The following is a 13,541-nucleotide window of genomic DNA, read 5'->3' as shown; positions in this document are numbered from 1 at the left end:
ATGAATAAGAAATTTGTAACATTGTTGTCTGTGGCTGTATTAAGTACAGTTGCTAGTGGAGTATATGCTGATGAATTGACTTTGGGTGGAAGTGTAGCTTCTACTGGAGATGATTCTGGATTGGTAGTTTCAGAACAGCCAACAGAAACACAACCATCAGCAATCGTAGAACATTCTGCTACAGAACTTGGTAAGGAGTCTGATAAGGAAGAAACTGGAGATCATGCAGGTGTAGTTGTCGAGCCAACAACTCCAAGTGAGCAACCAAAAGAAGATAAGCCATCTGCTGATCTTGGAAAAGACAGTGATAAGAATCAGGAACATGATAATACAGGTGTAGTTGTCGAGCCAACAAGTCCTTCTACCAATAAATCTAAAGAAGAAAATCCTGTTGAAAATGTAGGTGATGATAAACAAGGAGATCAAAAATCTTCTGATTCAACTTCGGATAAATCAAAAGAGGGTGAAGAAAATATGAAATCAGATAAAGAAGATATTCCAGAAGTGAAGGAACAAAAACAAAAGGCAGAGGATAATGTTGGAGTAAAAGAAAAAGAAGAACCTAAACCCTTAAATGTGACTAGAGAAGAAATTAAGGAAAAACCTATTGAAACAAATACAGGATATAAGATTGTAGGCACTAATAAAGGCAAAGTAGTTGTAGAAGAAAGTGAAGGCAATTATGTAGAAAAAGAACCTTATGAAGTGGGAGCAGTCAAACAAAAAGATGGAACAATCGCTTTGAAGGATAAAGAAGGTCAGTTGAAAGTCCTTCCGAATACTGGAACAGCTAGTACAATGTTTACAACCATTTGGGGTATTGTCGGTTTGATTGCGACTATTTGGGGTAAACGTAAATTGAATTAAGGGAGATAGTATGAAAGAGTTTTTTAAAATTTTGAAAGAATCAGATAAGTTGGGATATAAATTATCTGCGATTTGTGGAGTAAATTGGCTAGTTGGTCAGTTGTTTAAATGGCAATCTTTAGTGTTTGAAATGATAGCTTGTGCTATTTTGATTCAAAAAATATCAGCAATATTTGAAATTAGTTCAAATTATTTAGGATTTTTAATGATTATTTTTATATTAGCTGTTCCTTTTTCAAAATTGCGTTTTGGTTTTGAGAGATTCATTTATTTATTTTTTGAAAGCATTGTGTTGATCTTGATTTTTTCAATCGCAGTGGATTTTCCATTTCAAGAGAATGAATCTTCATTATGGATTTTAATGGCTCTTTTTGGCATTGGTATTTGTCAGTTTATGAAGTGGTTTCAAACAAAATTGTTTCAGCGATACTTGTTTAATAATATCCTGAATAAGGAATATCTTGGAATTAAGAAAATGACGGATCCTTTTCCTCCTAAAATTAATTTCTATGTAGATGCTGATGAAATCGATGTAAATAAACGAATGGCTACTATTAATCAACGTGTAGTAAAAGAAACTTATCAAGGAATTGTAGAGTTAAGTTTTTTGAATTTTGAAAGATTTACTGGTATTACTTATGCTAGAGAAGCATGGAATGTTTTTGAAGCTCCTTTGAAAAAAAGATTTTCTGATGTAGATGAAATGTACCATTTAGTGTTTAGAGTATATCCTTTTGGAAAAAGAATGAATTTATCTTTTAAATTGATTCGATTAGATTTAAGTCGAAGAAAGGCTTTTACAGTGAAAGGTGTGAAAGTAAGTTTAGTAAATAATTAAGGTAGGGGCAACCCTGCCTTTTTTTATTTTTTGTGATATAATAATGTAAAATAGGAGAATAACTATGAGTAATAACAATGATAAGATAAAACAGTTTTTTTTAAGGACTATTCTTAAAAATCGTAGTGGACTAAGTGAAGCGTATAGAAATAAAGTTAATTCTTTTTCTGATGAAGAATTGAAGATAGAGTATAGTGAGTTAAAATCTATTTCTGAAAGAAAGGGGACAATAGCTAATTCTTTGATTTTAGTATTGTTTCTTGCTTTTTTAGGGGGTCTGTATAAGGTCTTTGTAGGTTTTGCTGATAAAGTTACTAAGGTTTATGGACTAAGTAGTGAATCTTATGTTCTGGTAAATGGCTTATTTATTATAAGTGTGGTTATATTCGTCATTGTTTTATTCTTCATTGTATTTTATTTGTTTAGAGTTTCTGAAAAGAAAAAGAAATTTTATTTTGTCGAAGTTCTTATGAAAGAAAGAGGGTTATTGTAGTAAGATGAGAGAATATTTGGATACCATTTTTGAAGAGATTTTATTAAATGTCATTGCTCAGTTTTTTTATGTTGTAGGCACAATGTACTATTTACATGAATTGGGTACATTTAATGATTCAGTAAAGAATATAACAAATCCGGTTACAGTTATGTTTAAAGACGATGGGAAAGCATGGTGGTTATTAGCATTTGCCTTGATTCTGACTGCTATTGCTGGTTTGTTGTTGTGGTATCATGTTCAGGTATTTTCTAGGGTTAGTGGTTATTCAATGATAACACTGGCACTATTTATTCTTATTTTGTTTTTGTTTATAGTCTTAATTATCATAGATATAAATAATCCTATTTTAAGAATGGCTATAATTGTTATTTTTGGGGGTATTGCTGTATTTACAGCTGTTACTAGTTGAAATGCTTATCAGATACAAGTCAGCAATGGCTTGTTTTTTTGTTATTTAAGGAGAAGAAAATGGATCAAGTAGAATTGTTGAAAATGTATGCTGTGAAGTTAGCTAGTAGGTTAGGTGAAAATCAAGAATCTATAGAGTTTATTGCTGACACTGTTACTGATTATGGTGTTGAAACTATGATAGTTGAAGCTATAAAAAATACGAAGTTTGTTAAAGTTATTTATGATTATGAAGGGAGTCATGCTAATAAAAAATTACCAAGAAGAAATTATGATAGTGTATATGTATCAATTGAGGAAGGCTACTCTTTTGATTTTAGTAGAGGAGTAGCTTATACTTATTTTCCTGATATAGAGAAATTGTTAGAACAATTATAAAATAATTGAAAATGTGATATAATAATAGAAAGTGAAAGGAGAAGAAATCGTGATTAAAGAATTTGGTGTTACAAATCTAGAAGTCACAAAAGAGGATATTTTTAAAAATCCCAATAATCCTATTTTACGTATGTATGATGATGAAGAATTGATTGGAACTTTTAATATTCTTACAGGTGAAGTCTTAGAGGATTTGGACTTGGCTGATTATGATATTCGGTTTGCTCAAAAACAAATTGAATTGAATCGTGATAACTACCTTGAAACGTGGAAGGATTACGTGGGGTTGTTACATGCCTAAGTATTCTTTTTTGAAGTATGGTATTGAGATTCGTCCGAATGAGCATAATCATAAAGGTCAGAAGGCACATATTCATATCTATATCCATGGTGAGGAAGTTGGTTCAATGTTTTTGACTGGAGAGCTTCGAGATGGTAGATTGAAATCAAAAGATATGAAGATTGTAAGGCAGTATGTTTTAGAAAATGCAGATGAACTTCAAGCTTTATGGGATGAATATCAAAAAAGTGCGTATTAAGAAAATAAATTCAAGCCAGAAATGGCTTGTTTTTTTTTGCTGTTGTTTAAGGAGTAGTAAATGAAAGAGTCGAAACAAGTATTTAATATTGAAGTTCCAATTCCTTCTAATATGGTATTGATCAGTCGTTCCGAGTATCTAGATTTAATACAGAAAGAAGAAATTGGTCAATGGTGGACTATTGATAAGGTTGAGGAATTATTGTCTATTAGTAAAACGAAATTGGTAAATGATATATTATTGAATCCAACAATCAAAAATGAATTAGATATTGAGCAAAATAAAGAAGGATTTGTCTTATATCCGAAAAGTAAGGGGTCACCTTATAGATTTTTAGCAAGAAAAACAAGAGAATATTTTGATAAAAATTATCAAAAAATATTATTAATGTTATAAAAGAATGGAGATAATTGCCATTCGGAAAGGAGTTAATGTGGCAAGTTATAGACAGCGTGGGAAAAACAAACTTTGGGATTATCGAATATTTGATAAGAAAGGAAAAGTTCTAGCAACAAATTCAGGTTTTAAGACAAAACGTGAGGCTATGAACGAAGCTCAGGAAAAAGAGAGGAAATTATTTCAATCAAACTATACAATAAGATTTGATAGTAAGTCTACACTGTATGAGTTGTGGCAGGATTGGTATGATTTAGTGATTCATCCATCAGAAAAGGCAAGTTCCACGATAGAAACGTACTATGCAAGAGGTCAAGCAATAGAAAAAATATTCTCAGATATACCAGCAATAAGTATAAATCATCAAGAATATCAGTCACGATTAAATGAATATGGAAAAAAGGTGACTGCTGATCACTTGCGAAGAATAAATGCAGATATAAGATCAACAATAAAATTTAGTAAAAGAGGTGGTTTGCAGATAACGGATATTACAGAAGATGTGAAAATATTCGGTTTAGAGTCTGGCGATGTAGATGATAAATATATTCATAGTATTTCAGAATATAGGAAATTATTGTCTCATTTGAAAGGGAAATTCAATTATAGAGAATCAGTAATACCATATCTATTATACTTCTTGTTTAAAACAGGATTTAGGGTTGGTGAAGGTATGGCATTATGCTGGTCAGATATTGATTTTGACAATAAAACAATTAAAACATATAGACGATTTGTAGGAGATCGGCAAGAGTTTGTACCTCCTAAAACAAAAACATCTATAAGAGAAATTCCGATTGATGATGATTTGTTTCTTGTTTTGAAAACATTACAAATTGAACAAGGAAAGATATTATTTGATCGTGAAGAATTAAAGAAACATGATTTAGTATTCTATGATAGAAGGTATAAAATACCTACAAATTCAGGTTTGAATAAGAGTTTAAGAGTATGTTTATCAGAACTTGGGATTGGAAATCAAGAGATGACAGCAACAGCAGGAAGGCATACCTACGGTTCATATCTTTTAGCTAAAGGGGTTGATATTTGGGTAGTAGCAAGATTATTAGGTCATAAGGACATTCAACAGATTATTAAAACTTATGGTCATGTATTACAAGAAGTAATTGATAAGGAGTATGAATTGGTTAGAAAAATAATGAAGGATAATGAATGAAAATGAATGAAAAAATTTTTACTAAGAACATTCAAAAGCTTATTAGAATAAGATTTTGAAGTCTCTTGCATGGAGTAATAATTGACCTCAAAATACTGACTCAACAGTGTTTTTTCTTTGATAAAATTTAGAAACAATTTCATAAGAAATATGTGATATGGTATAATGGGGTAAGGATTATTCTTTCATAAAAAGGTGCAACAGTATGACTTTATCAAGGGTCTGGTGACGTTAAATCTGTACGATTAAGTGAACTTTCTTCACAAACCAGAAGTATATTTTGATAGTGTACAATAAGTTGTGTAAACACAAACTGAACTTATCGATCCTAGTCAACTATAAACAATCTAATCACCCATAATGAACCTCTATTGGATATGAATGGAATATTCACTAAAAAATTAAACAAAACTTTTGACCAAAAATTGACCAATCCTATTCAAAATGTTATTAGAATAGGATTCTTAAGCATATTTTATATTCCGGCAGGGGGCATTTTGGGAAGCGTAAAGAAGCGTAAAGAATATTCAAAGTGTTTGTTTATGGGCAATCATCACAAGTTAGCTTTTTAAAATAGGTTAGTATTTTTGGAATCTTTGACCAAAGTGTGACCAAAATTTGACCAAAAGTCAATGAATATAGAATAAAGTAGATCAGGAAGCTGGTCTATTTTATTTTGTAGTTATTGAGAAAAAAAGTGGTTTGTTTTAATTTGACAATTATACACATAATGCGTATAATAGTAAGTGTAAGGAGGTAACAATAATATATGCCACTTACAGGTAAAGAAATGGTGAAACTAGCTCTTGAGAATGGATGGGTTGAAGTTCGTCAAAGAGGAAGTCATCATCATTTTAAGAAAGAGGGTTTTTCTTATCTTGTCACGATTCCAGTTCATGGAAATGAAGATTTGGGAAAGGGATTGGAGAGAAAGATTCTCAAAGATTTAGGATTGTAATTTTTACTTTCCTAAGTCTTTTTACATCAGAGGTAGTAGAATGTTGGAGGTAGTAGAATGTTAAAAACGTATCCAGCTATTTTTCATAAAGAAGGAACAGGATATTGGGTAGAATTTCCAGAATTTGGTGGTGGTACAGAAGGAAAAAATATCGAAGAAGCGATGAAAAATGCTCGAGAAATGCTTGAAAATGTTTTAGCTTCTTATATCGATGAAGGGATGGCGTTGCCTACTCCAAGTGATATTTTAAAGATTGAAGTTTCAGATGGTTTTGTATCAATGATTCAAGTTGATCCTGCGCCTTTTGTGAGAAGTAACAAGGCGATTAGAAAGAACGTGACCGTTCCTGAATGGCTAGTTCGTCTTGCTGATCGAGAAAAGATTAACTATTCAGAAGTTTTGGCACAAGCATTAGAGCAGAAGTTGCAAGTTTAAATTTAAAGACTGTATTTATTAGGGAATAAGTTTGATATGTATTGGTAAAAGTGATACAATAGATATACAAGAAGAAAAGGAGAAATGCTATGTCACAAATTGCTGTAAGAGTAGATGATGAATTGAAAAAAGAAGCGACTGCAATTTTTAATGAGTTGGGGTTGGATATGTCAACTGCTGTGAAGTTATTTTTGAAGCAAAGTGTGTTGACAAGAAGTATTCCTTTTGATGTTAAACTTGATTCTGAGTAAGATGAAATAAGAGTATGGCTGTATATGATATAAAGGGGTTTAGTTATGGTTTATACAATAGATCAGATAAAGGAAAAAATTGTTCCTGTTGCTAAACAATATGATTTATCTAAAATTTATCTATTTGGCTCTTATGCTAGGGGTGAAGCTGATGGAAAAAGTGATATTGATATTGCTTTGGAGTTAGAGGATGATTCGATATATTTTGATGTATATGGTAGGCTTTTAACTATTTTTGATGGTAATATAGATATTCTATTGGTTAGTGATTTACTTTCTCCTAAAACGAATATTGGGAAGTTAGTTAAGAAAAATTTTTTGAATGATAGAGAGGTTATTTATGAGAAGTCAATCTCTTGAAACTGCTATAGCCTATTTGAAGGATATGGTTTTATATCTTGATAAGGCTGTTGCTGTTTTGGATAAAGCAAGAAGATATAATTTACCTTTAGATGATGATATGGTAGTTGATTCTATCGCTATGAATTTAGGACAAGTAGGAGAACAGTTATCCTTAGGAAAATTATCAGAGGAAGTAAAACAGAAGTATTCTGATAGGATAAATTGGATTCAGATAAAAGGTTTTAGAAATTTTATTTATCATAACTATTCAAATTTGAATTTTAAAATTGTAGAGGGGATATTGAAGGAATCTGTTCCCAAAACTAAAGAATCTTTATATTCGATTATACGAGAATTGGAAAAAGAATTATAAGATTTTGAAATTATTGCTGGCTAGTTAAGGAGATAGGATATGGAAATTAAAGAAATAAGTTATCAGAATAGAGTTCCCAAAAACATGATTTCAAAATTTAATTATTTTGTGAGAGATTTTCTGAAGGAGTATTCGGATCAGTTAGATGAAATGGAAGTTGGTACAAGTATTACGGTTAAGAAAGAATATGAAGGAGATTTAGAAGTCTATTTTGTAAAATTTAGATTTTTTAGAAAAGGTGGGGGATTCTTTACAGGTTATTTAGATAATGAATTGGCGATAACTTGTAATGGTGAATTTTGGGGAGATGTTATTTTAGAGTAAAAAAACGAAGGAAAATCACATATTCCTGGTTATTTAATTCGTTTTTTAGGTTAAAATGGGCAATTAGGTATTTGAAATTTGTTCGGAAATAGAAAAATAACACTATCATTAGATAATGTTATTTTTTTGTTTTCATTATAAAAATTTGTAGCTATTTCTTTAACGTAGTTTTCATAACTGGCTGGAATTTCAGCATTTTTAAGGTAGTCTTGATAGTTGAAGTGTTCATCTATTGGATATTCACTATTCACTAAACTCATAAAATCAAGGATTCGTCCTTTTTCACTGTTGTTTTCAATGTGACTTTTAAAAGTATCAATTTGAGAAAGTGAATTGTTGCAATCATCATTGATTAAATGGTGTTTTTCATGAAGAAGTACATTTATTTTTTCAATATCGCTTGTGTCGGAACGAAGAAAAATAAAGTGTTGGTTATTTACAAGAATATATTTTCCTTTAGAGTTTAAGTTTTTAAGAGTGATCACTTTACAATTTAATTGTTCTATCTCTTTTATAACTTTATTTAGGTTCATACTTATTTTTTGTTTGCAAAATAGTCTTTTAGGAAGTCTTTGATGATTTCTCTATCGTTATCTGTGATTGGTGTACCATCATAAGCGACTGATATACTAGTTTCCTTACTAGTTTTTCTTTTTTTGAGATTAGAAACAGTAGCCGAGGAAACTACAGCCTCTATCTAAATAGTAGATGTAGCTCTCGAATTTTTAATAAATCTTGAATATCTTTTCTCATCCTATTTGTCCTTTTTATTTTTTAGATAAATATATACATTGATTGCAATTATAAAAATAGCTATTGCACTAACCATTGTTTTTCCTCTTTTCATTTGATAAAATAGAGGTATGAGTGGCTTTTCACCCCTACCTCTTAGCGTTTACCTTTTCTTTTGCGGGACTCGGGTTTACGCTTTTTGTTTTGCCTTGCTACCGTATGACGGTCACTAGACTTACAACAGCAGTTACTGCTTCAGGAATATTATCTATTACCTTTCCAAGCTAGGGAATACAGTCTTTTGTTTAAGTTTCTTATCTTGATTATATCGTATCATGGCCTACAAAGGAAGTCAAAAGTTTTGATGAAGGTTTTTGAAATATTTTTGGACTAAATGTATCTTCAAAAATATTTTTATATATTTATTTTTTGTACGGAATGATTTATGTTAAGAGATTTATTTATCACAACGATAGAGAAAAATGTTCCGTTTAATTGTAGATAATGATTTGATTTTTTAGGAAGTAAAGGGTAAAATTTAATTAATATGATAATTAGTTAGGAGTTTGACTATGAATGGTTTGGTTTTAGGATTGGATATTGGTATCGCTTCAGTAGGTGTAGGTATTCTAAACAAAGATACTGGTGAGATTATCCATACGAGTTCTCGTATTTTCCCAGCTGCAACTGCTGATAATAATGTTGAAAGAAGAAACAGTAGACAAGGTAGACGATTAAATCGTAGGAAAAAACACCGTGTTGTTCGCTTTCAGGATCTATTTGATGACTATGGTTTGTTAACTGATTTTCCTAAGGTACCCATTAATCTTAATCCATATCGGCTTCGAGTACATGGATTGAATCAGCAACTAACGAATGAGGAGCTGTTCATAGCTTTAAAGAACATTGTTAAGAGACGTGGGATTAGCTATTTAGATGATGCTTCTGAGGATGGTGGTGCAGTATCGTCTGATTACGGTAAGGCAGTTGAGGAAAATAGAAAATTACTTGCTGAACAAACACCTGGTCAAATCCAATTAGAGCGTTTTGAAAAATATGGTCAAGTAAGGGGAGATTTTACTGTTGAAGAAAAAGGCGATAAGCACCGATTAATTAACGTTTTTTCAACATCTGCTTATAGAAAAGAAGCTGAACGAATTCTTAGAAAACAGCAAGAATTTAATAATCAGATCACGGATAAGTTTATAGAAGATTATTTAAAAATCCTTACAGATAAAAGAAAATACTATCATGGGCCAGGTAATGAAAAATCTCGGACGGATTATGGACGTTTCAGAACAGACGGTACTACCTTAGATAATATTTTTGGTATTTTAATTGGTAAATGTACATTTTATCCGAATGAATACAGGGCTTCAAAAGCTTCCTATACTGCTCAAGAGTTTAATTTGCTAAATGATTTAAATAATTTAACAGTTTCTACAGAGACCAAGAAACTGAGTGAGGAACAAAAGAAAACAATCGTTGAATATGCGAAGTCGGCGAAAACATTGGGGGCTTCAACCTTATTGAAATACATTGCTAAAATGATTGATGCTTCAGTAGATCAGATACGTGGTTATCGAGTTGATGTAAACAATAAACCTGAAATGCACACTTTTGAAGTCTATCGAAAAATGCAGTCGCTAGAAACAATTCCAGTTGGAGAATTTTCTAGAGAAGTTCTAGATGAGCTTGCTCATATTTTAACTCTAAATACTGAACGAGAAGGTATAGAAGAAGCGATTAATACAAAGTTAATGGATGTATTTAATCAAGACCAAATACTTGAATTGGTTCAATTTAGAAAAAATAATAGTAGTCTATTTAGTAAGGGATGGCATAATTTTTCTCTTAAACTCATGATGGAATTGATACCAGAACTCTATGAAACTTCAGAAGAGCAGATGGCAATTTTAACACGATTGGGTAAACAAAAATTTAAAGAAACATCAAAAAGAACTAAGTATATTGATGAACAAGAAGTAACAGAAGAAATCTATAATCCTGTGGTAGCAAAATCTGTCAGACAGGGCATAAAGATAATCAACGAAGCAACTAAAAAATATGGTATCTTTGATGATGTTGTTATCGAAATGGCGCGAGAAAATAACGAAGAAGATGCTAAGAAAGATTATATAAAACGTCAAAAGGCAAACCATGATGAGAAAAATGCTGCTATGGAAAAGGCTGCATTCCAATACAATGGAAAAAAAGAGTTACCAGATAGTATTTTTCATGGGCATAAGGAATTGGCTACTAAGATTCGTTTATGGCACCAGCAGGGAGAGAAGTGTCTCTATACTGGGAAGAATATTCCAATTTCAGATTTAATTCATAATCAGTACAAGTACGAAATTGATCATATTTTACCTCTATCTTTATCGTTTGATGATAGTCTATCTAATAAAGTATTGGTTCTAGCTACAGCAAACCAGGAGAAGGGGCAGCGAACACCGTTTCAGGCATTAGACAGTATGGCTGATGCTTGGTCATATCGTGAGTTTAAATCATATGTAAAAGATTCTAAATTATTAGGTAATAAAAAGAAAGATTACCTTTTAACGGAAGAAGACATTAGTAAAATTGAAGTGAAGCAGAAGTTTATTGAACGGAATTTAGTTGATACTCGATATTCTTCTCGAGTTGTTCTAAACGCTCTACAAGATTTTTATAAAGCACATAAATTCGATACAACTATTTCGGTAGTACGTGGGCAATTTACTTCTCAGCTAAGAAGAAAGTGGGGACTTGAAAAATCTCGTGAAACATATCATCATCATGCTGTGGATGCCTTAATTATTGCTGCTTCGAGTCAATTAAGATTATGGAAAAAACAGAATAATCCTCTGATTTCTTATAAAGAAGGACAGTTTGTTGATTCAGAGACTGGAGAAATTATTTCATTAAGTGATGATGAATACAAAGAGTTAGTGTTTAAAGCTCCTTATGATTATTTTGTTGATATATTGCGTAGCAAGAAGTTTGAGGATAGTATACTATTTTCTTATCAAGTAGATTCAAAATTCAATCGAAAAATTTCAGACGCTACTATTTACGAAACAAGAAAAGCAAAATTGGATAAAGATAAATCTGAAGAAACATATGTGTTAGGTAAGATTAAAGATATTTATAGCCAAGCGGGGTATGATACTTTTATTAAAATTTACAATAAAGATAAGAGTAAGTTCTTAATGTATCACAAAGATCCTCAGACGTTTGAAAAGGTAATTGAAGAGATTCTAAGAACTTATCCTTCAAAAGAATTTAACGAGAAGAATAAAGAAGTTCCTTGTAATCCATTTGAGAAATATAGACAAGAAAATGGACGAATCCGGAAATATAGCAGAAAAGGTAATGGTCCAGAAATTAAAAGTCTTAAATACTATGATAAAAATATTCCAGAATCATTTATTAACATAACTCCTTCTAATAGTAAAAATAAAGTAATCCTACGTCAATTAAATCCTTGGAGAACAGATGTCTATTTTAATCATCAGACGGAGAAGTATGAGTTGCTTGGATTAAAATATGCAGATTTACAATTTGAAAAGAAGACCGGGACTTATTCTATAACTATTAATAAATATAATGAGATTAAAGAAAAAGAAGGAGTGGGCAAGGAGTCAGAATTCAAATTTACCTTATATAAAAATGACTTACTTTTGATTAAGGACACCAAAAATAATGAAGAACAGATTTTTAGGTTTTTATCTAGAACAATGCCTAATCAAAATCACTATGTCGAATTAAAGCCTTACGATAAAGGTAATTTTGAAGGTAAAGAAAAAATCAAAGTGTTTAAAATGACCTCTAATGGTCGTTGTATAAAAGGATTAGGAAAGAAATATCTCTCTATCTACAAAGTTAAAACTGATATTTTAGGTAATAAACATTTTATCAAAAAAGAGGGTGACGAACCAAAACTCAAATTTTAAAAAATATTTTAAAAAAGAGTTGCAAAGGCTTTTACAATGTATTATAATAGTGATTGTAAGGGACGCCTTGCACAGTTACTTAAATCTTGCAGAAGCTACAAAGATAAGGCTTCATGCCGAATTCAACACCCTGTCATTTATGGCTGGGTGTTTTCGTTTCGTGAAGGAGGAAAATACGATGACTTGGAGAATTGTGCATGTCTGTCAGAGTGAAAAAATGCAATTGAAGTTGGATAACCTTTTAATAAAGAAAATGGGTCAAGACTATGTTATCCCACTGAGTGATATTTCGATAATTGTAGCAGAAGGAGGGGAGACTGTTGTAACTTTAAGATTATTAAGTGCTTTAAGTAAGTATAATATTGCCTTGATTGTCTGTGATAATGAGCATTTGCCTACAGGAATTTACCATTCTCAAAATGGCCATTTTAGAGCCTATAAAAAATTACAGGAGCAATTATTGTGGACGCAGGAGCAAAAAGATAAATTATGGCAAATAGTAACCTATTTTAAAATAAACAATCAGCAAGATGTTCTTGCAATGTTTGAGAAAAATATTGATTGTATCCAATTATTAGCAGATTATAAAGATCATATTGAGTTTGGAGATAAAACCAATCGTGAAGGCCATGCTGCAAAAGTTTATTTCAATGAATTATTTGGAAAGAAATTCGTACGTCTTACACAACAGGAAACGGATGTTATCAATGCTGGACTAAATTATGGTTATGCAATCATGAGAGCGCAGATGGCACGTATTATTTCTGGGTATGGGTTAAATCCCTTAATAGGAATTTTTCATAAGAATGAATATAATCAATTTAACTTGGTTGATGATCTAATGGAACCTTTTCGGCAGATTATCGATGTTTGGGTCTATCAAAATTTACTAGATAAAGAGTATTTAAAATATGAATTTCGTCTTGCGTTGACGGATACACTAAATGCGAAGATTCGTTACGGTAAAGAAACGTGTTCTGTAACAGTAGCAATGGATAAGTATGTCAAAGGTTTTCTAAAATGTATCTCTGATAAGGACACTAGCAAATTTTACTGTCCGGTGGTTTCGAGTGTAGAATGGAGTTAAGG

General features: G+C 31.3%; 18 protein-coding genes and 1 pseudogene. 17 read left to right on the top strand and 2 right to left on the bottom strand.

The genetic code is table 11. The annotated features are described in order from the left end of the window. The 15 genes from EII37_RS06585 (at nucleotide 1) to EII37_RS06515 (ending at nucleotide 7,782) form a co-directional block, all read left to right on the top strand. Nucleotides 1-867: an LPXTG cell wall anchor domain-containing protein gene (locus tag EII37_RS06585; RefSeq protein ID WP_124788015.1), complete on the top strand. Its 867-nt coding sequence runs from the start codon at nucleotides 1-3 to the stop codon at nucleotides 865-867. Nucleotides 868-877: 10 nt separating this feature from the next. Next, nucleotides 878-1,705, top strand: coding sequence for a hypothetical protein (locus EII37_RS06580; protein ID WP_124788014.1), 828 nt, complete (start codon nucleotides 878-880; stop codon nucleotides 1,703-1,705). Between the two features lie 64 nt (nucleotides 1,706-1,769). Further along, nucleotides 1,770-2,198, top strand: coding sequence for a hypothetical protein (locus EII37_RS06575; protein WP_124788013.1), 429 nt, complete (start codon nucleotides 1,770-1,772; stop codon nucleotides 2,196-2,198). Nucleotides 2,199-2,202: 4 nt separating this feature from the next. Beyond that, on the top strand, nucleotides 2,203-2,610 hold the full coding sequence (locus EII37_RS06570) for a hypothetical protein (RefSeq protein WP_124788012.1): 408 nt from the start codon (nucleotides 2,203-2,205) through the stop codon (nucleotides 2,608-2,610). Nucleotides 2,611-2,669: 59 nt separating this feature from the next. Then, nucleotides 2,670-2,987: a hypothetical protein gene (locus EII37_RS06565; RefSeq protein WP_124788011.1), complete on the top strand. Its 318-nt coding sequence runs from the start codon at nucleotides 2,670-2,672 to the stop codon at nucleotides 2,985-2,987. A 49-nt stretch (nucleotides 2,988-3,036) separates the two neighbouring features. Beyond that, the gene (locus EII37_RS06560; RefSeq protein WP_000588738.1) at nucleotides 3,037-3,288 is read left to right on the top strand and encodes a hypothetical protein; all 252 of its coding nucleotides are present in this window, start codon (nucleotides 3,037-3,039) and stop codon (nucleotides 3,286-3,288) included. After that, nucleotides 3,281-3,526, top strand: coding sequence for a DUF4160 domain-containing protein (locus EII37_RS06555; protein WP_124788010.1), 246 nt, complete (start codon nucleotides 3,281-3,283; stop codon nucleotides 3,524-3,526). Before EII37_RS06560 ends, EII37_RS06555 begins: the two co-directional genes overlap by 8 nt. A gap of 60 nt (nucleotides 3,527-3,586) precedes the next feature. Next, complete coding sequence (locus EII37_RS06550) at nucleotides 3,587-3,922, top strand: DUF771 domain-containing protein (protein WP_000665060.1); 336 nt, start codon at nucleotides 3,587-3,589, stop codon at nucleotides 3,920-3,922. 37 nt (nucleotides 3,923-3,959) lie between these two features. Then, nucleotides 3,960-5,099 (top strand): site-specific integrase, encoded by a 1,140-nt coding sequence (locus EII37_RS06545; RefSeq protein WP_124788009.1) that lies wholly within the window; start codon nucleotides 3,960-3,962, stop codon nucleotides 5,097-5,099. A gap of 769 nt (nucleotides 5,100-5,868) precedes the next feature. Beyond that, the gene (locus EII37_RS06540) at nucleotides 5,869-6,057 is read left to right on the top strand and encodes a type II toxin-antitoxin system HicA family toxin (protein ID WP_001131503.1); all 189 of its coding nucleotides are present in this window, start codon (nucleotides 5,869-5,871) and stop codon (nucleotides 6,055-6,057) included. 57 nt (nucleotides 6,058-6,114) lie between these two features. Continuing rightward, nucleotides 6,115-6,492, top strand: a complete 378-nt coding sequence (locus EII37_RS06535; RefSeq protein WP_000921491.1) for a type II toxin-antitoxin system HicB family antitoxin — start codon at nucleotides 6,115-6,117, stop codon at nucleotides 6,490-6,492. Between the two features lie 89 nt (nucleotides 6,493-6,581). Beyond that, nucleotides 6,582-6,743, top strand: coding sequence for a type II toxin-antitoxin system RelB/DinJ family antitoxin (locus tag EII37_RS06530; RefSeq protein WP_000077978.1), 162 nt, complete (start codon nucleotides 6,582-6,584; stop codon nucleotides 6,741-6,743). Nucleotides 6,744-6,788: 45 nt separating this feature from the next. Beyond that, entirely contained in the window at nucleotides 6,789-7,103 is a 315-nt protein-coding gene (locus EII37_RS06525; protein ID WP_124788008.1) for a nucleotidyltransferase family protein, read from the top strand. Then, nucleotides 7,084-7,458: a DUF86 domain-containing protein gene (locus EII37_RS06520; RefSeq protein ID WP_124788007.1), complete on the top strand. Its 375-nt coding sequence runs from the start codon at nucleotides 7,084-7,086 to the stop codon at nucleotides 7,456-7,458. The genes EII37_RS06525 and EII37_RS06520 overlap by 20 nt, the downstream gene beginning before the upstream one ends. Before the next feature lie 39 nt (nucleotides 7,459-7,497). Next, nucleotides 7,498-7,782: a hypothetical protein gene (locus EII37_RS06515; RefSeq protein WP_124788006.1), complete on the top strand. Its 285-nt coding sequence runs from the start codon at nucleotides 7,498-7,500 to the stop codon at nucleotides 7,780-7,782. A 50-nt stretch (nucleotides 7,783-7,832) separates the two neighbouring features. Here the strand turns inward: EII37_RS06515 and EII37_RS06510 are convergent, their stop codons facing one another. Next, nucleotides 7,833-8,315 carry an ImmA/IrrE family metallo-endopeptidase gene (locus EII37_RS06510; protein ID WP_124788005.1) on the bottom strand — a complete coding sequence of 161 codons (483 nt, stop codon included), beginning with the start codon at nucleotides 8,313-8,315 and terminating at the stop codon, nucleotides 7,833-7,835. A gap of 2 nt (nucleotides 8,316-8,317) precedes the next feature. Next, nucleotides 8,318-8,407 (bottom strand): annotated as a pseudogene (locus EII37_RS11500) (transcriptional regulator); the annotation flags it as partial. A 679-nt stretch (nucleotides 8,408-9,086) separates the two neighbouring features. Here EII37_RS11500 and cas9 point away from each other — a divergent pair. Both cas9 and cas1 read left to right on the top strand, forming a co-directional pair. Beyond that, nucleotides 9,087-12,452 (top strand): type II CRISPR RNA-guided endonuclease Cas9, encoded by a 3,366-nt coding sequence (gene cas9 / locus EII37_RS06500; protein ID WP_124788004.1) that lies wholly within the window; start codon nucleotides 9,087-9,089, stop codon nucleotides 12,450-12,452. Nucleotides 12,453-12,630: 178 nt separating this feature from the next. Then, on the top strand, nucleotides 12,631-13,539 hold the full coding sequence (gene cas1, locus EII37_RS06495; protein WP_124788003.1) for a type II CRISPR-associated endonuclease Cas1: 909 nt from the start codon (nucleotides 12,631-12,633) through the stop codon (nucleotides 13,537-13,539). The last annotated feature ends 2 nt before the right edge of the window (nucleotides 13,540-13,541 follow it).

Source organism: Streptococcus sp. OH4692_COT-348 (assembly GCF_003859975.1).
Classification (GTDB): domain Bacteria; phylum Bacillota; class Bacilli; order Lactobacillales; family Streptococcaceae; genus Streptococcus.
Note: the sequence above shows the minus strand (reverse complement) of the source record. Positions and strands in the feature narration are given on the sequence as shown.